We start from the raw sequence: 23,115 nt of genomic DNA, 5'->3' as shown, positions 1-23,115 counted from the left end.
TCAGGCCTCGCCTTTGCGCTCCACGGGCAATCGGAGCGACAGGCGCGTGCCCATGCCCGGCGCGGAGTCGACGCGCAACTTGCCGCCCAGGCGCTGGGCGCGCTTGATCTGGCTCTTCAGCCCGCGGCCATGCTGGATGTTCTGCAGGTCGAAGCCGGCGCCATCGTCCTCGACGCGGATCTCGACATAGCTGCCGTGGTGGCGGGTGACCATGCGCACCCGGCTGGCCTGGGCGTGCTTGAGCACATTGTTCAGCGCCTCCTGCATCAGGCGCAGCACGTGCAGCGCATCGGGCGGCTCCAGCCAGGGCAACGGCGGCAGGTCCTGCACGTCCCAGTCGAGCTTGAGGCCGCCGATCTGCAGTCGCTTGCCCAGGCGGTAGCGCATGGTTGCCAGCAGCGACACCAGATCGTGGCCGACCGGCTCCAGCGAGTCGATGACCAGGCGCAGGTCGTCCACGCATTCGCGCAGCACCTCCACGCATTGCTCATGGGACATGCTGCCCTGCTCCATGGCCACCAGGGCCGACAGCAGCGAGGAACCCAGGCCGTCGTGCATGTCGGCCATGATGCGCTGGCGCTCCAGCAGCAGGGCCTGCTGACGTTCGGCCTCGCGCAGCTGGGCGTTCTGCATCTGCAGCACCGAGACCTGCTCGTCCAGGTCCTCCTGCAGCTGGCTGTTCTCGGCCTGCACCTGTTCGACGGCGCCGACATAGCGCCGCTGCACCGCATGCAGGAAGCTGACCATGACGGCCAGCGTCGCGAAAGGCATCAGGAAGAAATGCTCGGGCCAAGCCCAGCCGGCCAGCACGGCAAGATCATGCGCGCCGATGACGACGCCGGTGATCAACGCGACGGCCATGATGCGCAGCTCGCTGCGGTGTTCACGCCAGGCCAGCCAGGCGACCCAGGCCGTGCCGATGGCGGCGACCGCGGCTGTCACCGCGTACTGCATGACGACCATGTCCAGCTGACGCAGCCACAACGGCATGCTGATCAAGCTGACCAGGACCACGCTGGCGGTCAGCGCCCATTCCAGCCAGGGCGTGCGCCGGCTCGCAAAGCGCAGTGCGAACAGCAGCGCCGTCAGCATGACCCAGCCCATGGAGGCATGGGTGGCCCACCAGAACCAGTCCTGGCCCGCGGGCGAGACCGGCAGGCTGACGTAGTAGTGCAGATTGCGCACCATCCACGCCGCGGCGCCAAGGGCGAAGAGGCCATAGATGCCTTCGTCGGGCCGGCGCAGCCACAGCGTCAGCGCGAACATGCCCAGCACCGCCAGCGTCAGGCTGACGGCCTGGGGCAGGCCGGTCTGGGCGCGCACCCGCCACAGCCAGCGCTTTTCCAGCGAGTCACGCGGACCGACCCAGATACGCGACACGGCGTGGTAGCTGCCTGCCGGCACCGGCAGCGCCACGACGAGGTCCATGCCTTGGGCGCCGATGCCCGGCAGGGGCAGCCAGATGGGCTGCACCCACTGCTCGCGCTCGGCATGCTGGTTGTCCAGCAACAGCTGCCAGCCACTCTCGGTGCGCGCCAACACGGCGGCCGACAGGGTGACGAGGCGGGGCAAATACAGGGCCGTGGTCTCGTCGCCACCGGGAGGCACGTGCACCCGGTACCAGCGCATCTCGTAGCCGCGCGCATCGCTGACCACGGCGGCGCCCGGGCGGGCGCGCACATCGGGCATGACCACGGGCTGCCAGGCCGCATCGGCCTCGGGCGGCAGCAGCTGAGGGGGCAGTTCAAGGCGATCACCGCCCACGGCGCCGTGCTGGCGCAACGCGGCCCACCAGGCATCGAGCTGGGCCCGCGTCCAGGTGGAGGTGGCGAGCTGGACGGGGGCCGAGTCGTCGCCGGCGATGCGCGTGCTGGGCTGGGGCAGGCGCTGCGCCTGCGCAGGCAGACCGGCCAGCATCACCAACGCAAGCAACCAGCCGCGCAGCATCAGGCCGAACTCAGGCATCCCCACCATGTCTCATAGGCATTGACATGGGGCGCGAGCATGCCACAGGGGCAAGCCCCGCCCCAACGCGGTGGCGCCGCTCGTGCCTGCTGCTGCGACCGTTCAGCGGCCGCCCGCAGGCAGATGCTTGTGCGCAGCGTCGCGCAGCTCACGTGACAGGCCGGTGTCGCCCACCGCGCGGGACAGCAGCAATGCGCCCACCAGCGTGGACAGCATGGCCATGGCCTGCTCGCGGCGCTCCGGGGCCGCGTCGGCAGGCATCTGCTCCTGCAGGGTCGCCACGAGGTTGGCCACGCCCTCGGCGAAGACCTGCTTCACGGCAGGCCCGCCGCGCGCTGCATCACCTGCCAGCGCCACCAGCCCACAGCCCGCGCCGAGATGATTGCAATGCGTGTCGGACAGATAGGCCTTGACCCAGGCCTGCAGGCTGCGGTCGGTCTGCTTCTTCCACTGCTCACGGTTGCCCTGCAGCGCGCGCCGCGTGGCCTGGGCGGCCAGGTCGTCCTTGGACTCGAAGTGGCCGTAGAAGCCGCCGCGCGTCAGGCCGGCCGACTGCATCAGGTCGTTCAGCCCGATGCCGTCGAAGCCACGCTCACGAAACAGCTGGGCAGCGCTGTCGAGGATGCGTTCGCGGTTCTCTTCGGCCTGGGCGCGACTGACTTTCATGACGGTCTCCTGGGGGCTTCGGGATGTCGACTTGACGAATTTTATATGTTGAACGACATTTAACTCAATCATGTCGATCGACATGAATAAACGGATTGCGAAGGAATTGCCATGAAGCTCAAGAACGCCGTCGTCTTCATCACGGGTGCCAACCGCGGCCTGGGCCGGGCCTTTGCCGAAGCGGCGCTGGCCGCCGGCGCCGCCAAGGTCTATGCCGCCGCGCGAGACATCACCTCCATCGACCTGCCCGGCGTCGTGCCCGTGGCCCTGGACGTGACCGACGCCGCCCAGGTTGCCGCCGCGGCCGCGCGGTGCAGCGATGTGACCCTGCTGATCAACAACGCCGGCATCTCCCAGGGCTCGGGCGTGCTGGCAGACGACGCCATCGCCACGGCGCGCCGCCATTTCGACACCAATTTCTTCGGCGTCTGGGCCCTGACCCAGGCCTTCGCACCGGTGCTGCAGGCCAACGGCGGCGGTGCGGTGCTGAATGTGCTGTCGGTGCTGAGCTGGGTCACGCTGCCGGGACTCACGCCCTACAGCGCCAGCAAGGCCGCCGCCTGGGCTCTGAGCAACGGCCTGCGCCAGGAGCTCAAGGCCCAGGGCACGCAGCTGACCAGCCTGCATGTCGGCTATATGGACACTGACATGACGCGCGGCATCGAGGCGCCCAAGTCCTCGCCCGCCGAAGTTGCCCGCCTGGCCCTGGCCGAGCTGGAAGCCGGCGCCTTCGAGGTGCTGGCCGACGACATCAGCCGCCAGGTCAAGCAGAGCCTGTCGACGCCGACGCCCGCCTACGCCGGCTGAAGCATCGCCAGGAGAACCGCCATGCTGACCTCCCCTGCCCTGGCCGCGCCGCTGCAGGCGCACGACGACGGCCATCTCGCCGCGGCCCGCCATGCCTTCTCGACGCCGGAGCGCGTGCCGCTGACGGCCGAGGAGCGCGCCGCCCTGGCCGGCCATGCCGAGCCGCCGCTGCGCCACGAAGGCTACAAGCTGGCGCGCTGGACGCTGGGCGCAGGGCCGCGTGTCGTCCTGGTGCATGGATGGAACAGCCGCGGCGCCCACCTGCTCGGCTTCGCGCGGCCGCTGATCGAGGCCGGCTTCTCGGTCACCCTCTTTGACCTGCCGGCGCATGGCGACTCGACCGGCCACGCGGCCAGCGTCGTGCATGCCGGCCGCGCCCTGCGCGCCGTGGTCGCCGACATCGGCGAGGAGGTGCATGGCGTCATCGGTCATTCGATGGGCTCGGCAGCGGCATTGCTGGCCTTTGCCCATGGCTGGCAGGTCAGGCGCAGCGTGCATCTGGCCGGGCCGTCGTCGCTGACGCCGATGGTCAAGGGCCTGGCCGCAGCTCATGGCCTGGGCCCGTCGGACGCTGCGGCCTTTGCCGGGTGGGTGGAGCGTTTCATCGGCACCCGCATCACCTATGTGGACCTGGAGCGCCTGCAGCATGGCCTGCGCCACCCGGGGCTGATCGTCCACGATCCGGCAGACCGCACCGTCGCCTACACCGCGTCCGAGGCCCTGCACGCAGCATGGGCCGGGTCGCGCCTCGAGCCTGTGCACGACCTCGGCCATCGCCGCCTGCTGGCCGATGCCAGCGTCATCGCACGCGGCGTCGCCTTCATTGCCGACGGCCGCGCCTCGTGAGCACCGTACCGCTGCGCTGGCTGCTGACGCTGGCCGCACTGTCGGCACTGGCGACGCTGTCGACCAACATCCTGCTGCCCTCGCTGCCCGTGATCGCGCAGGCACTGGGGGGCGACGCCGCGACGCTGACGGCGGCCGTGCTCGGCGTCTTCCTCGCCGTGTTCGCCTTCGCCCAGCTCATCGTCGGGCCGCTGTCGGATCGCGTTGGCCGCCGTCCCGTGGTGCTGGGTGGGCTGGCCGTCTTCGTGATCGGCAGCGCGGTCGGCGGCGCCGCCGCCTCGCTGCCCTGGCTGCTGACGGGCCGCGTGCTTCAGGCCGTCGGCGTTGCAGCGGCCTCGGTGCTCGCGCGGGCTGCCGCGCGTGACCGCTTCGAAGGCCCGCAGCTCGCCGCCCTGCTCGGCCGCATCATGGTTGTCATGGCAGCGGCGCCGGGCTTCTCGCCGCTGCTGGGAGGCCTGGTGCAGGCTGCCTGGGGTTGGCGGGCCTTGTTCGCCGTGCTGGTGCTGACGGGGCTGACGCTGGCGGCGACCTATGCCCGCATCGTCGGCGAAACGCTGCCGGTCGAGCGCAGGCGTCATCAACCGGCCGCCGCCCTGGCGCGCGGTTATGTGCAGTTGCTCGGAGACGCCCGCTTCATGCGACCGGCGCTCGCGACGGCCGCCATCCTCGGCGCCCTGTTTGCCTTCTTCGGCACCGCACCGCTGGTGCTGGCGCGCGAGTTCGGCTTCAGTGCCCTGCAGGTCGGGCTGTTCTTCGCGACCTCGGTGTTGGTCGTCTTCGCAGCGGGCCAGACCGCGCCGCGATGGGCGGCACGTTGGGGCGGCCCGGCCGTGCTGCGTCTGGGAGCCGCACTTGCCGCAATGGGCGGCCTGACGATGCTGGTCGGCAGCGCGACCGGTCTGGCCGGCTTTGCAGTCGCCGTGGCCATCTTCCTGTTCGGCATGGGCCTGGTATCGCCCACCGGCACCGCCTTGGCGCTGACGCCATTTGCGTCTCAGGCGGGCCAGGCCTCGGCACTGCTGGGCTTTCTGCAGATGGCAGCCGCTGCCTGCATGACGACGGCCGCAGCCACGCTGCCGGGCGCACGCATGGTGGCCTTGGCTCTGGTGCTGACAAGCGGCGGCTTGCTCGCCTTGCTGTCTAGTGCAGCAAGACCCGCTGCCACGGCGACTGCGTCCTGACAAAGCAAAAGGGCGAACCTCGCGGCTCGCCCTTTCTCCATCAGCAGGGACTGATGAATCAGTCCGCTTGCTTGCGCAGGAAGGCCGGGATCTCGATCTCGTCCATGCCGTTGGACGACAGGGCCTCGACCTTGGCGGCAGCGCTGCCCGAACGGCCATGGCGCCAGACGCTGGGCACATTGGCGTTGGCGAAATCACCCAGGCCCAGGCCGACATTGGCCTGCTGCGCCGTCGGCGTGGCCATGGAGACAGCCTGCGTCAGCACGGGCATGGCCATGCCGTCGGTGCCGTTTCGCACCACCTGCTGGGTCTGCACGACCTGCAGCGGAGCCTGCTGGCGGGCACGGCCGGCCGTCAAGCCGGTAGCGATGACGGTCACGCGCAGCGCGTCACCCAGACTTTCGTCGTAGGCGGTACCGAAGATGACATGCGCTTCGTCAGACGCATAACGCTTGATGGCGTTCATCGCGTTGCGCGACTCGCTGAGCTTGAAGTTGCTGCGGCCGGCGGCGATCAGCACCAGCACGCCTCGGGCGCCGGAGAGGTCGATGCCTTCCAGCAGCGGGCAGGCCACAGCGGCTTCGGCGGCCTTGGCGGCACGGTCCGGGCCGGTGGCTTGCGCCGTGCCCATCATGGCCTTGCCGGGTTCGCTCATCACCGTCTTGACGTCTTCGAAGTCGACGTTGACCAGGCCGGGAATGTGGATGATGTCTGAAATGCCGCCAACGGCATTCTTCAGCACGTCATTGGCATGTGCAAAGGCCTGATCCTGCGTGACGTCGTCGCCCAGCACGTCAAGCAGCTTGTCGTTCAGCACGACGATCAGCGAGTCGACATTGGCTTCGAGTTCGGTCAGGCCGGCATCGGCCGCCTTGGCGCGCCGGCCGCCTTCGAAATCGAAGGGTTTGGTGACAACGCCCACCGTCAGGATGCCCATTTCCTTGGCGACGCGGGCAATCACCGGCGCGGCACCCGTGCCGGTACCACCGCCCATACCGGCGGTGATGAACAGCATATTGGCGCCGGCGATGGATTCGCGAATGCGGCTTTCGGCTTCTTCAGCGGCGGCCCGGCCCATTTCGGGTTTGGCGCCAGCGCCGAGACCGGAGGTGCCGAGTTGCAGCAATTGATCGGCCTTGGAGCGGTTCAGTGCCTGCGCGTCGGTATTCGCGCAGATGAATTCAACGCCTTGAACGCCCTGGGCGATCATGTGGTCCACGGCGTTGCCACCGCCGCCACCGACCCCGATCACCTTGATTTGGGTGCCTTGGTCAAACTCTTCGATCATCTCGATGGGCATATCAAACCTCCTACTGCAATTGTGCCGTGGCACTCAAAAAATGAACAGTTGCTGAAACAAATATTTCGTGTTTGGTGTTGGTTCTGGGGGGTCAAAAATTCCCCATGAACCAATCCTTGACCCGGCCGAGCAGGGTTTGCACCGAGCCCGCCTGCTGCGCGGCCTTGAAACCCCGGCTGCGCGACAGTCGCGCCTCTTCCAGAAGCCCCATGACGGTCGCCGAACGCGGGTTGGCCACCATGTCGTAAAGGGCCCCCGAATAGGTGGGCAGGCCGCGGCGGACGGGTTTCAGGAAAATGTCCTCGGCGAGTTCCACCATGCCCGGCATGACGGCCGATCCGCCGGTCAGCACAATGCCGCTGGACAGCAATTCCTCATACCCGCTTTCGCGAATGACCTGATGCACGAGTGAAAAGATTTCCTCGACGCGCGGTTCGATGACGCCGGCCAGGGCCTGCTTGGACAGCATCCTGGGGCTGCGGTCGCCCAGGCCCGGCACTTCCACCTGGTCGGAGGGGTCGGCCAGCAACTGCTTGGCGACGCCATATTCGACCTTGATTTCCTCGGCATCCTTGGTAGGCGTGCGCAGAGCCATCGCGATATCGCTGGTGATCAGGTCACCGGCAATGGGAATGACAGCGGTATGGCGAATGGACCCGCCGGTGAATATCGCGACGTCGGTCGTACCGGCGCCGATATCGACCAGCGCCACGCCCAGGTCGCGTTCGTCGGCGGTCAGGGCGGCATGGCTGGAAGCGCTTGGGTTCAAAACCAGCTGATCCACCTCCAAACCGCAGCGGCGTACGCATTTGACGATGTTTTCGGCCGCACTTTGGGCGCCAGTCACGATATGGACCTTGACCTCCAGCCGGCCGCCGCTCATGCCGATGGGTTCCTTGACCTCGTGGCCGTCGATGACGAATTCCTGCGGTTCGACCAGCAGCAGGCGTTGGTCATTTGGGATATTGATGGCCTTGGCGGTTTCAACGACACGGGTCACATCAACCGGCGTGACCTCCTTGTCGCGCACGATGACCATGCCGGTGGAGTTCTGGCCGCGGATATGGCTGCCGGTGATCCCCGTATAAACCCGGGATATTTTGCAGTCGGCCATCATTTCGGCCTCTTTGAGCGCCTGCTGGATGGACTGCACAGTGGCGTCGATATTGACGACAACGCCGCGCTTGAGGCCGTGAGAGGGCGCCACACCGAGGCCGGCAATGCGCAAATCCCCGCCCGGCAAAACCTCGGCCACGACCGCCATGATCTTGGCGGTCCCAATATCCAGCCCGACGACCAAATCCTTGTATTCCTTGGCCATGTCCGTCCTCAACGTTTTCTATTTACGGGTTTACCCGTGGATTGGGTCGTCACACCGCGCAGCTTGACCGCGTAGCCGTCGGCGTGGCGCAGGTCGGCCGACAGCAGCGGGCTGCGGTAGGTCGCCGTGACCTGGGTGATGGATTGGGCGAAACGGCCGAAGCGCTCGACGACCTCGGCCTCGCTGCCGCGGCCCAATTCAATGACGGCGCCGCTGCCCAGCGTCGCACGCCAGGAACCGCGGCCGGACAGGTCCAGGCGATCGATGCCCTCGCCCAGCTTTTCGGCGGCCGGCGACAGCGCCCGCCACATTTGCAGCATGGCGGCCGCCGACGGCGCCGGGCCTGCCAGCACCGGCAGGGTCTCGTCCTCGACATCGCCGAGATTGGCCTGGAAGACTTCGCCAAAGCTGTTGACCAGGGCGCGCTCGGCCGTGGCTTCGCTGGCCGAGTCGGCACCGTCGACACGCGCTTCCCAATAGGCGGCGGCGCGGTGCTCTTCCAGGTCGACCTTGAGCCGCATCGGCCAGATGCGCGTCAGTTGCGCGTGGCGCACCCAGGGCACGGCCTCGAAGGCGGCGCGCCCGTCCTTCAGATTCATGCTGAGAAAGGAGCCGTGCAGGCGCGGCAGCGCGTTGGCGCGCAGCGAGGCCACGCTGTTGCGGCTGACATCGCCTTCGACCTGGATGGCGCGGAAGTTGAACGCCGGCAGGCGCACCACCCAGCGCAACGCCGCCCAGGCCGCCGTCACCACCAACGCGGCGACGAGCAGCGCCGACACCGCATTCATCAGGCGGACGTCGGACGGCAGCGCAGCGGTGGCGGCGGCATTCATGTTTGCCCCTCGTCTGGCGAGTACGCCAGTCGGTCCCCCGTGGGGACGGCGATGCATGCGGCATCAAGCCGCATGCACATCGCCCGGCGGGCCGGCTCGGGAGCGGCCCAGCGCTCGGCCCGCAAGCGCACTGAGGTGGCGGCGGGTTTCACTGCTTGTCCAACCTCGCTTGGGCCAGCAGCCACAGGCAGAGCTGCGGGTAGTCGATGCCGACGGCCTGCGCGGCCTTGGGCACCAGCGAGTGCGAGGTCATGCCCGGGCTGGTGTTCATCTCCAGCAGGAAGGGCTTCATGTCGGCCTTGCGCAGCATCAGGTCGGCGCGGCCCCAGCCTCGGCAGCCGAGCAGGCGATAGGCCTTCAGCACCATCTGCTGGACCTCAGCCTCGAGGGCAGCCGGCAGGGTGCCGAACAGATACTTGGTGTCGTTGGACACGTATTTGTTCTCGTAGCTGTAGTCGCCGCCTTCGGCGCGGATCTCGACCACCGGCAAGGCGACGGCGTCAGCGCCCTGACCCAGCACGGCGCAGGTGATCTCCGGCCCTTCGATGCATTGCTCGAACAGCAATTCGTCATCGAAGCCCAGGGCCAGTTCGACGGCGCCCTGCATGTCGGAATAGCCCACTGCCTTGGTGATGCCGATGCTCGAACCCTCGTGGGGCGGCTTGACGACGACGGGCAGGCCCAGCTCATCGGGAATCGTGCGGATGCGTTCGCGCGTCAGCTCGGTGCGAGTGAGGGCCAGGTATTGCGGCGTCACCAGGCCTTCGGCGGCCCAGACGCGCTTGGTCATGGTCTTGTCCATGGCCACGCCGGAGGCGGTCACGCCCGAGCCGGTGTAGGGGATGCCCAGCCATTCGAGGGCGCCCTGCAGCGTGCCGTCTTCACCGCCACGGCCGTGCAGGGCGATGAAGGCGCGGTCGAAGCCTTCGTCCTTCAGCGCCTGCAGCGGACGCTCGGCGGGATCGAAGGCATGGGCGTCGACACCGGCAGACGTCAGCGCCGCCATCACGCCATTGCCGCTCATCAGCGACACCGGCCGCTCGGCGCTGTGGCCGCCGAACAGCACGGCCACCTTGCCCAAGGACTTGGTGTCGATGTTCAGGTCGATTGGCGTCTTCGTCATGCGGACGCTCCTTGCGAGAAGTGTTGGGCGACGAGGCGCGGCAGCGTGCTCATCGAGCCGGCGCCCATGCCGATGACAACATCGCCATCGCGCGTCAGCCGGGCCAGCGCGGCCGGCATGTCGGCGACGCCGGCCACGAAGTTCGAGGTGCCGACGGCCTGGGCCAGCGCGGCGCCGGTCGCGCCTTCGATGCGCGCTTCGCCGGCCGAATAGACCTCGGTCAGCAGCACCACGTCGGCGCCCTTCATGACCTTGACGAAATCGGCGAAGCAGTCCCGTGTGCGCGTGTAGCGGTGCGGCTGGAAGGCCAGCACCAGGCGTCGGCCCGGATAGGCGCCGCGCGCGGCGGCCAGCACGGCGGCCATCTCGACCGGGTGGTGGCCGTAGTCGTCCACCAGTTCGAAGCGACCGCCATCGGCCGCCGGCCATTCACCATGCTTCTCGAAGCGGCGACCCACGCCGGAAAAATGAGCCAGGCCTTTCTGGATGGCCTCGTCCGGGCAATCCAGCTCCATCGCGATGGCGATGGCGGCCAGCGCATTGCGCACGTTGTGCTCGCCGGCCAGGTTGAGCAGCACATCCAGGTCGACCGCCTCCTCGCGCTGGCAGATGAAGCGCATCTGCGCACCGGCCAGAGCCTGCACGTTGACGGCCCGCACGCTGACGCCTTCGCTCAAGCCGTAGCTGACGACGGGCCGCTCGATGCGGCCGAGGATGGCGCGCACGCCCGGGTCGTCGGCACAGACCACCGCCGCACCGTAGAAGGGCATGCGGTGCAGGAACTCGACGAAAGCATCGTGCAGCTTCTCGACCGAGTGCCCATAGGTGTCCATGTGGTCCTCGTCGATGTTGGTGACGACGGACAGCACGGGGCTGAGCTTCAGGAAGGAGGCATCGCTCTCGTCGGCCTCGACGACGATGAACTCGCCGCGGCCCAGCCGCGAATTGGCACCGGCGGCATTGAGCTTGCCACCGATGACGAAGGTCGGGTCCAGGCCAGCCTCGACGAGGATGGCGGTGACGAGGGACGTCGTCGTCGTCTTGCCATGCGTGCCGGCAATCGCGATGCCGCGGCGCAGGCGCATCAGCTCGGCCAGCATGACAGCGCGCGGCACCACCGGGATCTGGCGGCCGCGAGCGGCCTGCACCTCGGGGTTGTCGGCAGCGACGGCGGTGCTGGTGACCAGGGCTTGCGCGTCGCCGATATGCGGGGCCGCATGGCCGATCTCGACGCGCAGGCCCAGCGAACGCAGACGCTCGGTCGTTGCGCTCTCGGCCGCGTCCGAGCCGCTGACCGTGAAGCCCAGGTTGTGAAGGATCTCGGCAATGCCGCTCATGCCGGCACCGCCGATGCCCACAAAGTGCAAACGCTGTACGGCGTGCTTCACTTCAACATTCCTTCGATCTCGTCGGCCACGCGGGCGGCCGCGCGGGGGCGGGCCAGGGAGCGGGCCTTCTCGCCCATGGCGAGCAGCGCACCGCGGTCCAGGCCGCACAGCAGTTCATGCAGCTTGGCCGGCGTCAGCTCGGTCTGCGGCAGGTGGATGGCCGCGCCGTGCTGGGCCATGAAGACGGCGTTGTCGCGCTGGTGCGAGGTGGTGCTGACGACCAGAGGCACCAGCACCGCGGCGCAGCCGGCCGCGCAGAGTTCGCTGACCGTGATGGCACCGGCGCGGCAGACGACGACATCGGCCCAGGCCAGGGCCGCCGCCATGTCGTCGATGAAGGGGCGCACCTCGGCCGACAGACCGGCATCGGTATAGGCCTGCCAGACTGCGCCGAGGTGGTCCTGGCCGGACTGATGCAGCACCTGGGGGCGCTGGCCCTCGGGCCACAGCGCGAGCGCCTGCGGCAGCGTCTGGTTGAGTGCGCGCGCGCCCAGCGAGCCGCCCAGCACCAGCAGGCGCAGCGGACCCTGGACGCGATCGGGATCGGCGAAGCGCTCGGCCGGTGCCGGCAGGGCTTCGATCTCGGCGCGCACCGGATTGCCGCTGACGACGGCGCCCGCGGTCGAAGCCGCTGCGGCACCGTCGAAGCCGAAGGCGATCCGGCGCGCAAAAGGCTTCAGGGCGAGATTGCTCTTCAGCATCGCCGCGTCGGCGTTGACCAGCATCAGCGGCCGGCCACTCAGGACGGCCGACAGGCCAGCCGGCACGCAGACATAGCCGCCCATGCCGAGCACCGCTGTCGCGCGGCGCTTGTCATAGACGCGCTTGGCGGCGCCCAGGGATTTGAAGAAGCCGACGATGCCGCGCAGCGTGTGGCCCAGGCCCTTGCCGCGCAGGCCGGCGAAAGGCAGCGCATCGATCTCGATGCCGCGCGCCGGCACCAGGCGGTTTTCCATACCGGCCGGCGTGCCTATCCACGACACCGTCCAGCCGCGGCGCTGCATCTCTTCGGCCACGGCCAGGCCGGGAATGACGTGGCCGCCCGTGCCGGCGGCCATCACGACCAAGTGCCTGTCACTCATGACCGGCCCCCACGCATCATTTGCCGGTTCTCGAGGTCAATTCTCAAGACGACGGCCAGAGCAACGCAGTTCATCAGGATCGCCGACCCCCCAAAGCTCATCAGCGGCAGCGTCAGCCCCTTGGTCGGCAGCGCGCCGAGATTCACGCCCATGTTGATGAAGGCCTGGCCGCCCATCCAGATGCCGATGCCCTGCGCGTAGAGGCCGGCGAACACGCGGTCCAGCGCGATGGCCTGGCGGCCGATCAGGAAGCAGCGGCGGGTCAGCCAGAAGAAGGCCAGGATGACGACGGCCACGCCGGCAAAACCAAGCTCTTCGCCGATGACGGCCAGCAGGAAGTCGGTGTGGGCTTCGGGCAGGTAGTGCAGCTTCTCGACGCTGCCGCCCAGGCCCTGGCCCAGCCACTCGCCGCGGCCGAAGGCGATCAGGCTGTGCGTCAGCTGGTAGGCCTTGCCCTGGGCGTACTTCTCGTCCCAGGGATTCAGGTAGGCAAAGATGCGCTCGCGACGGAACTCGCTGAAGGTGATCATCAGCGTGAAGGCACCAACCAGCACCAGCGTGATCAGCAGGAACATGCGGCCGTTGACGCCGCCCAGGAAGAGGATGCCCATCGCGATGGCCGCGATGACCATGAAGGCGCCCATGTCGGGTTCGGCCAGCAGCAGCAGGCCGACAAAGGCCAGCGAGATGGCCATGGGCGTGACGGCCTGGAAGAAGTTCTCCCGCGCGTCCATCTTGCGCATCATGTAGTTGGCCGCATACAGCGCGATGCCGAACTTGGCCAGCTCGCTGGGCTGGAAATTCATGACGCCCAGCGGGATCCAGCGCCGCGCGCCATAGACGACCTTGCCGACGCCGGGAATCAGCACCGCGACCAGCAGCACCAGCGCCGCGACAAAGACCCAGGGCGCCCAGCGCTCCCAGATGGCAACGGGGATCTGCACGGTGACGAGGCCCGCCACCAGCGCGAAGCCGATGGCGATCATGTGGCGCGTCAGGAAGTGCGTCGGCAGGTATTTGGCGAAGCGCGGGTTGTCCGGCAGCGCGATGGAGGCCGAATAGACCATCAGCAGGCCGAAGGCCATCAGCGCGAGCACGACCCAGACCAGGGTGATGTCAAAGCCCTGCAGCTGGGTCGGGCGGCCGGCCGAGGTCGACACCCAGTCGCGCACCGGCACGCTGGCGTCTTCACCGCCGTCGCGCTTCCACAGCGACTGCAGCTTGGTGGTGAATCCGCCCAGCACCGCGTTCACAAGGTCACCCCACGGTCGTCGGCGAGCTGCTGCACCTTTGCGACGAAGACCTCGGCGCGATGGGCGTAGTTCTTGAACATGTCCAGGCTGGCGCAGGCCGGGCTCAGCAGCACGCTGTCGCCGGACTGCGCCTGCTCCAGGCACCAGGCCGTGGCGGCTTCCAGGGTGTCGTGGCGCTGCAGAGGCACACCGGTGTTCACGAGGGCCGCCTCGATCTGCGGCGCGTCGCGGCCGATCAGGGCGACAGCGCGCGCATGGCGGGCGACACCTTCGGCCAGCGGCGCGAAGTCCTGGCCCTTGCCGTCGCCGCCCAGGATCAGCACCAGCTTGGCCGGCGCGCGGTCGGCGCCCAGGCCCGAGATGGCGGCCACGGTGGCACCGACATTGGTGCCCTTGCTGTCGTCAAAGAACTCGACGCCATCAATGCTGCCGACGGGCTCGACGCGATGCGGCTCGCCGCGGTACTCGCGCAGGCCGTGCAGCATGGGCGCCAGCTCGCAGCCTGCTGCCGTCGCCAGCGCCAACGCAGCGAGTGCATTGGCGGCGTTGTGGCGCCCGCGCACGCGCAGCGCGTCGGCAGGCATCAGGCGCTGGATGATCAGCGGCTCCTCATCGTCGCCCTTGCGCTTCTTGATCGTCGGGTCCAGCTCGCGGGCGCGCACCAGCCAGGCCAGGCCGCCCTCTTCCGTCAAGCCGAAGTCACCCGGCGCCTTCGGTGGATTGAGGCCGAAGCGCACGACACGGCGCGACACGGTGCGGCCGGGCTTGCCGCGCGTGCCCTTGACGAAGACCGGCTGCGGCACCAGGCCCTCGACCTCGGCGTCGTCACGGTTGGAGACGATGACGGACTCGCGACCGAAGATGCGCGCCTTGGCACTGCCATAGGCGGCCATGTCGCCATGCCAGTCGAGATGGTCCTGGGTCAGGTTCAGCACCGCGCCAGCCGTCGGCTCGAAGCCAGCGACGTTGTCGAGCTGGAAGCTGGACAGCTCCAGCACCCAGACCTCGGGCAGGGTTTCGAAGACCGGGCCACGCGGCGGCGGAGGATCGATGGGCAGCGGCGCGTCCTCGTCAGGCAACACGGCAACGGCCTCTTGCTCAGCGCCTTCTTCGACGGGCGCGTCCTCGATGGCTTCCGCTGCAACCTGGGCCGGCGCTTCTTCTTCAACTGGCGCCGGATCGGGCTCCTTGGCCAGGGCCTCGGTCAGGGTGTCCAGCAGCGTCGGGCCGATATTGCCGGCAACGGCCACGCGCTTGCCGGCGCGCTCGGCGAGCAGGCCCGTCATGCAGGTCGTCGTCGTCTTGCCATTGGTGCCGGTGATGGCCAGCACGGCCGGTGCGTAGCCATGCTGGACCTTCAAGGCAGCCAGCGCATCGGCGAACAGATCCAGCTCGCCACGCACGGCCGGACCGTGTTCGTAGACGGCCTTCAGGCGCGCATCCAGCGGCGACAGGCCCGGGCTCTTCAGCACAGCGTTGAAGCCGCTGACCGTCTCGGCCGTCAGCTCACCGGTGATGAAGGCGGCCGTCTCGCCGAGGGCTTCCAGCTGCGGCGGCTTCTCGCGCGAATCCCAGACCGTGACCTGCGCGCCGAAGCGCGCGCACCAGCGGACCATCGCGAGACCGGAGTCCCCGAGGCCCAGCACGAGCGCGCGCTGGTCTTGCAGTTGCGGCAGGTCGAGCTTCATGACTGGCTTACCGCAGCTTCAGGCTGGCCAGGCCGACGAGGCACAGCAGCATGGTGATGATCCAGAAGCGGATGACGACCTGCGTCTCCTTCCAGCCACCCTTCTCGAAGTGGTGGTGCAGGGGCGCCATGCGGAAGATGCGCCGCCCCTCGCCGAACTTCTTCTTCGTGAACTTGAACCAGCTGACCTGGATCATCACGGAGAGCACCTCGGCCACGAAGATGCCGCCCATGATGCCGAGCAGGATCTCCTGGCGCGTGATGACGGCCAGGGTGCCCAGGCCGCCACCCAGGGCCAGCGCGCCGACGTCGCCCATGAACACCTGGGCCGGGTGGGCGTTGAACCACAGGAAGGCCAGGCCCGCGCCGGCCATGGCGGCGCAGAAGATCAGCAGCTCGCCGGCGCCGGGGATATAGGGCAGCAGCAGGTATTTGGAGAACACCGACGAGCCGGTCAGGTAGGCAAACAGGCCCAGGGCCGAGCCGACCATGACGACGGGCATGATGGCCAGGCCGTCCAGGCCGTCGGTGAAGTTGACCGCGTTGCTGGTGCCGACGATGACGAAATAGGACAGGCCCACGAAGCCCCAGACGCCCAGCGGCATGCTGATGGTCTTGAAGAAGGGGATCAGCAGGTCGGCCTTGGGCGGCAGCTCGGTCGAGAAGCCGCTGGACACCCAGCGGAAGAACAGCTGCACGACACCCAGGAAGCTGGTTTCGGACACGCTGAACGCGAGATACAGCGCAGCGAACAGGCCGATCAGCGACTGCCAGAAGAACTTTTCGCGGCTGCGCATGCCCTCGGGGTTCTTGTCGACCACCTTGCGCCAGTCGTCCACCCAGCCCACGGCGCCAAAGCCCATGGTGACCAGCATGACGACCCAGACGAAGCGGTTGCTCCAGTCGAACCACAGCAGCGTCGACACGCCGATGCCGATGAGGACGAGGACGCCGCCCATGGTCGGCGTGCCGCTTTTGGCCAGGTGGGCCTGCACGCCGTAGGCACGCACGGGCTGGCCGATCTTCATCGCCGTCAGGCTGCGGATGACCCAGGGGCCGAAGGCCAGGCCGATCAGCAGGGCCGTCATGGCGGCCATCACGGCGCGGAAGGTGATGTAGTTGAAGAGGCGCAGGAAGCCGAGGTCGGGGTAGAGGCCCTGCAGCCACTGGGCGAGGCTAAGCAGCATGGGAGCCTCCTGATTGCAGTGCAGCGACCACTTGTTCCATCTTCATGAAACGCGAGCCCTTGACCAGGGTCTGGGCCGCGTCGGGTTGTTCGTTCAGGGCCGCGATCAACGCGGCCGTGGTGTCAAAGGCGCGGGCATTCGGGCCATAGGCCGTGGCCGCGTCGCGAGCGGCGCTGCCGGCCGTCCAGAAGTGGGTAATGCCGCGCTCGGCCGCATAGGCGCCGACCTCGCGGTGGAAGGCCGGGCCTTCGTTGCCCACCTCGCCCATGTCGCCCAGGATGAGCCAGCTTTCGCCCGGCATGCCGGCCAGCACGTCGATGGCGGCGCGCACGCTGTCGGGGTTGGCGTTGTAGCTGTCGTCGACCAGGGTGCGGCCACGCGCATCGAGCTTGAGCTCGGAACGGCCCTTGACGGCACGGAAGGCTTCCAGGCCCTGAGCAATCGAGGCCAGCGGCGCACCGGCGGCCAGTGCACAAGCAGCGGCGGCCAGCGCATTGCGCACGTTGTGCTCGCCGGCCATGTGCAGGGCGACGGGTGCCGTGCCGGCGGGCATGTGCAGCTCCAGCGCCCAGTGCGTGCCCATCCAGGCAGCGTCGCCCGTCACGTCGGCCTCGCCGCGCAGGGCGAAGCTCAGATGCGGGCGGGAGCCGGCCAGCTCCAGCCAGATCGGCGCACAGGCGTCTTCGGCCGGGAAGACGGCGCAGCCGCTGCCTGACAGGGCCTCGATGACGGCGCCGTTCTCGCGGGCCACGGCCTCGACCGTCGCCATGAATTCCTGGTGCTCACGCTGGGCGTTGTTGACCAGGGCCACCGTCGGCTGCGTCATCGTCGCCAGCGGCGCGATCTCACCGGGGTGGTTCATGCCCAGTTCGACGACGGCGGCGCGGTGGCTGACCTCGTCGTCATGGCGCAGGCGCAGCAGCGTCAGCGGCACGCCGATGTCGTTGTTGTAGTTGCCCTGCGTGGCCAGGGCCGCATCACCGACCCAGGCGCGCAGGATGCTGGCGATCATCTGGGTCGTCGTCGTCTTGCCGTTGCTGCCGGTGACGGCGATGACGGGCAGTTGCTGCTGGCGGCGCCAAGCGGCGGCGAGCTGGCCGAGAGCCGCCTTGGCGTCCGGCACCAGCAGGCCGGGCAGGCCGGCCTCGGCGAGACCACGCTCGGCCAATGCGGCGACCGCGCCCGAGGCCTTGGCCTGGGCCAGGAAGTCGTTGGCGTCGAAGCGCTCGCCGCGCAGCGCGACGAAAAAGTCGCCGGGCTGCAGGGTGCGCGTATCGCTGTGCACGCGGGCGAAGCCGGTCGCGCCGTCGCCGACCAGCGTCGAGCCGGGCAACAGGGCTTGAGTCTCGGCCAGGGTCAGGAAGTTCACAGACCCGCCCTTTCGAGCAGCGCCGCGCGCGCCTCGCCGACGTCGGAAAAGGGCCGCCGCACGCCGTTCACTTCCTGGTAGTCCTCATGGCCCTTGCCGGCGACGAGCACGATGTCTCGCGGGCCGGCATTGATGACCGCGGCACGGATGGCTTCCTCGCGGGCCTCGATGACGAGGGCGTCGGGCGCGGCCACGGCGATGTCAGCCAGGATCTTGGCGGGCGCCTCGGTGCGCGGGTTGTCGGTCGTGATGACGACGCGGCCGGACAGGCGGGCCGCGATGGCTCCCATCTGCGGGCGCTTGGTCGCATCGCGGTCGCCGCCGCAGCCGAACACGCAGACCAGCTCGCCGCCGCGCGCCTGGGCCAGGCCCTGCAGGGCGGACAGCGCCTTGTCCAAGGCATCCGGCGTGTGGGCGTAGTCGACGACGACCTGCGGCAGTTCGCGGCCATTGCCAACGCGCTGCATACGACCCGGCACCGGCGTCACGCGGCCCAGCACGCGGGCCACGTCGGCCAGCGCATGGCCCTGGGCGCGCAGGGCGCCGGCCACGCCGAGCAGGTTGGCGGCGTTGTAGTCGCCGATCAGGCCGGTCTGCACCTCGACGCCTTCAGCGCCCTCGTGCAGCATGAAGGCCAAGCCCTCGCCGGTGTAGTGCAGGCCGCGGGCCGACAGGCGGGCCTTCATCGGCATATCAGTGCGCTCGACGCCGGTGGTCCATACATCCAGTGCGCTCAGTTCGGCAGCCAGTTCGGCGCCCTTGGGGTCGTCGAGATTGACGACGGCCGCGCGCAGGCCGGGGAAGCTGAACAGCGCCCGCTTGGCCGCCCAGTAGGCGTCCATGGTGCGGTGGTAGTCGAGGTGGTCCTGGGTGAAATTGGTGAACACCGCGACGCGCACCGCGCTGCCGGCCAGGCGGCCTTCGACGATGCCGATGCTGCTGGCCTCGATGGCACAGGCCGAGAAGGCGTCGTCGCGCATGCGGGCGAAGGCCGCCTGCAGCAGCACGGGGTCGGGCGTGGTCAGGCCGTTGTAGTCGAGCTTGGGCGGCTCGCCGATGCCCAGCGTGCCGACGACGCCGCAGCGCTTGCCGAGCTGGGCCGAGGCCTGGGCGATCCACCAGGCCGACGAGGTCTTGCCATTGGTGCCGGTGACGGCGATGACGTCCAAGGTGTCGGTGGGCTTGCCGAAGAAGGTGGCGGCGATCTCGCCGGTGCGGGCCTTGAGCCCGGGCAGCGAGGCCACGCGTGCATCGACGAAGCCGAAGCGCTCGACATCGGCCTCCTCGACCAGACAGGTCGAGGCACCGGCCTCCAGCGCCGCGGCGACGAACTCGCGGCCGTCGCGCGCATAGCCGGGCCAGGCGATGAAGGCATCGCCGGGGCGGACCTGGCGGCTGTCGGTGCGCAGCGTGCCGGTGCACCATTCGGACAGCCAGCGGGCCGCAGCGTCGGGGGATTTGAGGCGGGTCAGCATCAGAAGCTTTCTTCCGTGGCCACGGCTTTTTGGTTGGCGACGATCTGGCTCTTCACGTCCAGGTCGGGCTGCACGCCCAGCAGGCGCAGCGTCTGGGCCGTGACCTGACTGAACACCGGGCCGGCAACCTTGCCGCCGTAGTACACGCCGGCGGTCGGCTCGTCGACCATGACGGCGACGACGATGCGCGGGTTGGTGATGGGCGCGATGCCGACGAACCAGGAGCGGTATTTGTGGCTGGCATAGCCGCGGCCTTCCTGCTTGTGGGCCGTGCCGCTCTTGCCGCCGACGCTGTAGCCGGGCACCTGGGCCTCGGGTGCCGTGCCGCCGGGGCCGGCAGCGGCCTGCAGCATCAGGCGCAGGTCCTGGGTGACCTTGGGCGAGAACACGCGGATGCCGGGCACCGCGTGGTCATGCGGCTGGCGCAGCATGCTGACCGGGACGATCTCGCCGTCGCGCGCAAACACCGTGTAGGCACGCGCCAGCTGGAACAGCGAGGCCGACAGGCCGTAGCCATAGCTCATGGTGGCCTGCTCGATGGGCCGCCAGGTCTTGTAGGGCCTCAGCTTGCCGCTGATGGCGCCAGGGAAGCTGATCTGTGGCCGCTGGCCCAGGCCGATGGCCGTGAACATCTCGTGCATCTCGCGCGGTTGCATCTGCATGGCGAGCTTGGTGGCGCCGATGTTGCTGGAGAACTTGATGACTTCGCGCACCGGGATCACGCCATGCGGCTTGGTGTCGCTGATGACGGCGCCCTGGAAGGCGTATTTGCCGTTGCCGGTGTCCACCAGGCTGTCGGGCGTCGTGCGGCCGGTTTCCATGGACAGGCCGGCGATGAAGGGCTTCATCGTCGAGCCCGGCTCGAAGACGTCGGTCAGGGCGCGGTTGCGCAGCTGCTCGCCATTGAGGTTCTGGCGGTTGCTGGGGTCGTAGCTCGGGTAGTTGGCCAGGGCCAGCACCTCGCCGGTCAGGGCGTCCAGCACGACGACGGAGCCGGCCTTGGCCTTGTTCTCGACCACGGCATCACGCACGCGCTGGTAGGCGAAGAACTGCACCTTGGAGTCGACCGACAGGTCGATGTCGTGGCCGTTGGCGGCCGGCACGATCTCGCCGATGTCCTCGACAACGCGCCCGAGGCGGTCGCGCACGACGGAGCGCGAGCCGTCACGACCCTGCAACTCCTTCTGGAAGGCCAGCTCGATGCCCTCCTGGCCCCGGTCCTCGACATTGGTGAAGCCGACCACATGGGCCGCGGCCTCGCCCTCGGGGTATTTGCGGCGGTACTCGCGGTCCTGGAACACGCCCTTCAGGCCGAGGGCCTTCACCTTGGCCGCGGCCTCGTCATCAGCCAGGCGCTTCAGCCAGACAAAACGAGCCTCGGGGTTGAGCTTGGCGTCCAGCTCCTTGTTGGACAGGCCCAGGGCCTTGGCCAGCTCGCGGCGCTTGTCGGCGTCAGCGTCGACTTCCTTGGGGATGGCCCAGATCGACGGCACGGCGACGCTGGCGGCCAGCACCTGGCCCGTGCGGTCATTGATGCGGCCGCGGCTGGCCGGCAACTCCAGCGTGTGGGCGTAGCGGGCCTCGCCCTGCTTCTGGAAGAAGTCGGTGTTCAGCACCTGCACATAGACGGCACGGGCCAGCAGGCCGAGAAACGCCAGGCCGACCAGAGCGACCAGGAAGCGCGAGCGCCACGGCGGCGTCTTGGACGCCAGCAGCGGGCTGGTCGAGTAGCTGACCGCGCGGGCGCCGGACTGGTTGGCCTTGTTGGCCTTGTTGGATTTGCTCAAGGCGTCACCCCCGAGGCGACGACGGCCGGGCTGATGACGCGCATGCCCAGGCGCTCGCGGGCCACCTGCTCGACGCGCAGATTGGTCGCCTGCGCATGGCGCTCGGCGGCCAGGCGCTCGGCGTCGGCGGCCAGGCGCTGGCCCTCGGCCTTGGCCTTGTCGCGCTCGGCGAACAGGCGACGCGACTCATAGGCGCTGTGCACGAGGACGACGCCGCTGGCCAACACGGCCAGGATGAGGATGAGGTTGAGCTTGGCCATGCGCCTAGTCCCGCAGGGGCGCTGCGGTGCGCTCGGCCACCCGCAGCACGGCGGAGCGCGAGCGCGGGTTGGCCGCCACCTCTTCGGCGCTGGGCTTGATGCGACCCAGCGCGTTCAGGATCAGCGGCGCCGGCTCGGCAAAGGGCGCACGGCGGTCGAAAACCGTCTTGCTGTACCCGGCAATGAAGGTCTTGACGCGGCGGTCTTCCAGCGAGTGAAAGCTGATGACGGACAGCCGGCCCCCCGGCGCCAGCAGGCGCAGCGCGGATTTCAGCCCTTGCTCAAGCTCTTCAAGCTCGCCATTGACATGAATCCGAAGGGCTTGAAAGGTGCGGGTCGCCGGGTCCTGGCCGGGTTCGCGGGTCTTGACCGTGCGAGCCACGAGTTCGCGCAGTTCGTCGGTGCGCGTGAGCGGCGCGCCGGCTTCTCGGCGAGCAACAACCGCCTTTGCAATCTGGCCAGCAAACCGTTCTTCGCCATAGTCTCGAATCACCCGTGCAATCTCGCGCTCGTCGGCGCTGGCCAGGAAGCCCGCGGCGCTCTCGCCGCGCGTCGTGTCCATGCGCATGTCCAGCGGGCCGTCGAAGCGAAAACTGAAGCCGCGCTCGGGGTTGTCGATCTGAGGGCTGGACACACCCAGGTCCAGCAGCACACCATCCACCTGATGCACACCCAGTTCCGCCAGCCGGTCCGCCATGTCGGCAAATGCGCTGTGGACGATGGAGAAGCGCGGGTCGGTGATGGCGGCGGCCGCGGCAATGGCCTCGGGGTCGCGGTCGATACCGATCAGCCGCCCCTCGGGTGCCAGCTTGCTCAGCAGCAGGCGCGAATGACCGCCGCGGCCGAAAGTGCCGTCCACATAGATGCCTTCGGGGCGCGCAAGCACACCGTCGACCGCCTCGTTCAGCAGCACGGTGGTGTGGCGGAACTCGGCGCTCTCGTTCATCTCGCCGGCCATCAGAAGCTGAAGTCCTTGAGCGCGTCGGGCAGCGGGCCGGCCATGGTCTCGGCCTCGTGGGCGGCATGGGCCTCGGCATCCCAGAGTTCGAAGTGGCTGCCCATGCCCAGCAGCATCACGTCGTTCTTCAGCCCGGCGCTCTTGCGCAGCTCGGGCGAGATCAGCACGCGGGCCGCCGAATCGATCTCGACGTCCATCGCGTTACCGAGAAAAACACGCTTCCAGCCGGCCGCCGACATCGGCAGGGCGGCGACCTTGTCGCGAAAACCCTCCCAGGTCGGCCGCGGAAACAGCATCAAGCAGCCGTCGGGATGCTTGGTGACGGTCAGGCGCCCCTGGCAGAGCAGCTGCAGGACCTCACGGTGTCGGCTGGGCACGCTCAGGCGTCCCTTGGCATCTAAAGCCAGGCTGGAGGCCCCCTGAAAGACGATTTCCGACACTTTTCACCACGAAACGACACTTCCTCCCACTTTAAGGCCCGACCCCCACCCGGTCAAGTTTCTGCACAAGTTTTTTCAATGAAATCAAGCACTTAGCCACAGCTGTCAATTTATACAGCCCGCAAAGAAAATACCTTTACGAAATAAGGACTTGCCAGGATATTGCGAAGTGGTGCTTGAAGTGATG

20 protein-coding genes are annotated in these 23,115 nt (G+C 68.4%); 3 read left to right on the top strand and 17 right to left on the bottom strand.

Annotated elements, in window-relative coordinates; translation table 11 throughout:
• On the bottom strand, positions 1-1,965 hold the full coding sequence (locus ACS5PN_RS20195) for an ATP-binding protein (protein WP_439465809.1): 1,965 nt from the start codon (positions 1,963-1,965) through the stop codon (positions 1-3).
• Between the two features lie 102 nt (positions 1,966-2,067).
• Positions 2,068-2,631: a TetR/AcrR family transcriptional regulator gene (locus tag ACS5PN_RS20190; protein ID WP_439465808.1), complete on the bottom strand. Its 564-nt coding sequence runs from the start codon at positions 2,629-2,631 to the stop codon at positions 2,068-2,070.
• 111 nt (positions 2,632-2,742) lie between these two features.
• On the opposite strand from ACS5PN_RS20190, the gene ACS5PN_RS20185 reads away from it, so the two are divergent.
• The 3 genes from ACS5PN_RS20185 to ACS5PN_RS20175 are packed head-to-tail and all read left to right on the top strand — an operon-like array spanning position 2,743 to position 5,465.
• The gene (locus tag ACS5PN_RS20185; RefSeq protein WP_439465807.1) at positions 2,743-3,438 is read left to right on the top strand and encodes an SDR family oxidoreductase; all 696 of its coding nucleotides are present in this window, start codon (positions 2,743-2,745) and stop codon (positions 3,436-3,438) included.
• A gap of 21 nt (positions 3,439-3,459) precedes the next feature.
• On the top strand, positions 3,460-4,284 hold the full coding sequence (locus tag ACS5PN_RS20180) for an alpha/beta fold hydrolase (protein WP_439465806.1): 825 nt from the start codon (positions 3,460-3,462) through the stop codon (positions 4,282-4,284).
• Positions 4,281-5,465 carry a Bcr/CflA family efflux MFS transporter gene (locus ACS5PN_RS20175; RefSeq protein WP_439465805.1) on the top strand — a complete coding sequence of 395 codons (1,185 nt, stop codon included), beginning with the start codon at positions 4,281-4,283 and terminating at the stop codon, positions 5,463-5,465. The genes ACS5PN_RS20180 and ACS5PN_RS20175 overlap by 4 nt, the downstream gene beginning before the upstream one ends.
• Before the next feature lie 58 nt (positions 5,466-5,523).
• Here the strand turns inward: ACS5PN_RS20175 and ftsZ are convergent, their stop codons facing one another.
• The 15 genes from ftsZ to ACS5PN_RS20100 all read right to left on the bottom strand — a co-directional run bounded on the left by ftsZ (position 5,524) and on the right by ACS5PN_RS20100 (position 22,928).
• Positions 5,524-6,765, bottom strand: coding sequence for a cell division protein FtsZ (ftsZ, locus tag ACS5PN_RS20170; RefSeq protein WP_439465804.1), 1,242 nt, complete (start codon positions 6,763-6,765; stop codon positions 5,524-5,526).
• Between the two features lie 91 nt (positions 6,766-6,856).
• Positions 6,857-8,086, bottom strand: coding sequence for a cell division protein FtsA (gene ftsA, locus ACS5PN_RS20165; protein ID WP_057296799.1), 1,230 nt, complete (start codon positions 8,084-8,086; stop codon positions 6,857-6,859).
• Between the two features lie 8 nt (positions 8,087-8,094).
• Positions 8,095-8,919, bottom strand: coding sequence for a cell division protein FtsQ/DivIB (locus ACS5PN_RS20160; protein ID WP_439465803.1), 825 nt, complete (start codon positions 8,917-8,919; stop codon positions 8,095-8,097).
• A gap of 148 nt (positions 8,920-9,067) precedes the next feature.
• Positions 9,068-10,042, bottom strand: coding sequence for a D-alanine--D-alanine ligase (locus tag ACS5PN_RS20155; RefSeq protein WP_439465802.1), 975 nt, complete (start codon positions 10,040-10,042; stop codon positions 9,068-9,070).
• Complete coding sequence (murC, locus tag ACS5PN_RS20150) at positions 10,039-11,430, bottom strand: UDP-N-acetylmuramate--L-alanine ligase (protein ID WP_439465801.1); 1,392 nt, start codon at positions 11,428-11,430, stop codon at positions 10,039-10,041. The genes ACS5PN_RS20155 and murC overlap by 4 nt, the downstream gene beginning before the upstream one ends.
• Entirely contained in the window at positions 11,427-12,512 is a 1,086-nt protein-coding gene (gene murG / locus ACS5PN_RS20145; protein ID WP_439465800.1) for an undecaprenyldiphospho-muramoylpentapeptide beta-N-acetylglucosaminyltransferase, read from the bottom strand. The genes murC and murG overlap by 4 nt, the downstream gene beginning before the upstream one ends.
• Entirely contained in the window at positions 12,509-13,690 is a 1,182-nt protein-coding gene (gene ftsW, locus ACS5PN_RS20140) for a putative lipid II flippase FtsW (RefSeq protein ID WP_439466380.1), read from the bottom strand. The genes murG and ftsW overlap by 4 nt, the downstream gene beginning before the upstream one ends.
• Positions 13,691-13,761: 71 nt before the next feature.
• Positions 13,762-15,453, bottom strand: a complete 1,692-nt coding sequence (gene murD, locus ACS5PN_RS20135) for a UDP-N-acetylmuramoyl-L-alanine--D-glutamate ligase (protein ID WP_439465799.1) — start codon at positions 15,451-15,453, stop codon at positions 13,762-13,764.
• Positions 15,454-15,460: 7 nt separating this feature from the next.
• Complete coding sequence (gene mraY / locus ACS5PN_RS20130) at positions 15,461-16,639, bottom strand: phospho-N-acetylmuramoyl-pentapeptide-transferase (RefSeq protein WP_439465798.1); 1,179 nt, start codon at positions 16,637-16,639, stop codon at positions 15,461-15,463.
• Entirely contained in the window at positions 16,629-17,999 is a 1,371-nt protein-coding gene (locus ACS5PN_RS20125) for a UDP-N-acetylmuramoyl-tripeptide--D-alanyl-D-alanine ligase (protein WP_439466379.1), read from the bottom strand. Before ACS5PN_RS20125 ends, mraY begins: the two co-directional genes overlap by 11 nt.
• A gap of 5 nt (positions 18,000-18,004) precedes the next feature.
• The gene (locus ACS5PN_RS20120) at positions 18,005-19,483 is read right to left on the bottom strand and encodes a UDP-N-acetylmuramoyl-L-alanyl-D-glutamate--2,6-diaminopimelate ligase (RefSeq protein WP_439465797.1); all 1,479 of its coding nucleotides are present in this window, start codon (positions 19,481-19,483) and stop codon (positions 18,005-18,007) included.
• Positions 19,483-21,270: a peptidoglycan D,D-transpeptidase FtsI family protein gene (locus tag ACS5PN_RS20115; RefSeq protein WP_439465796.1), complete on the bottom strand. Its 1,788-nt coding sequence runs from the start codon at positions 21,268-21,270 to the stop codon at positions 19,483-19,485. The genes ACS5PN_RS20120 and ACS5PN_RS20115 overlap by 1 nt, the downstream gene beginning before the upstream one ends.
• Complete coding sequence (ftsL, locus tag ACS5PN_RS20110) at positions 21,267-21,530, bottom strand: cell division protein FtsL (RefSeq protein ID WP_310263624.1); 264 nt, start codon at positions 21,528-21,530, stop codon at positions 21,267-21,269. The genes ACS5PN_RS20115 and ftsL overlap by 4 nt, the downstream gene beginning before the upstream one ends.
• 4 nt (positions 21,531-21,534) lie before the next feature.
• Positions 21,535-22,476, bottom strand: a complete 942-nt coding sequence (rsmH, locus tag ACS5PN_RS20105; protein WP_439465795.1) for a 16S rRNA (cytosine(1402)-N(4))-methyltransferase RsmH — start codon at positions 22,474-22,476, stop codon at positions 21,535-21,537.
• 11 nt (positions 22,477-22,487) lie between these two features.
• A complete protein-coding gene (locus ACS5PN_RS20100; RefSeq protein ID WP_439465794.1) occupies positions 22,488-22,928 on the bottom strand; it encodes a division/cell wall cluster transcriptional repressor MraZ in 441 nt (146 codons plus the stop codon).
• Between the last annotated feature and the right edge of the window lie 187 nt (positions 22,929-23,115).

This window comes from Roseateles sp. NT4 (assembly GCF_051857475.1).
Classification (GTDB): domain Bacteria; phylum Pseudomonadota; class Gammaproteobacteria; order Burkholderiales; family Burkholderiaceae_C; genus Pelomonas.
The sequence above is the reverse complement of the archived record's forward strand: the minus strand, read 5'-3'. Positions and strand labels throughout refer to the sequence as shown.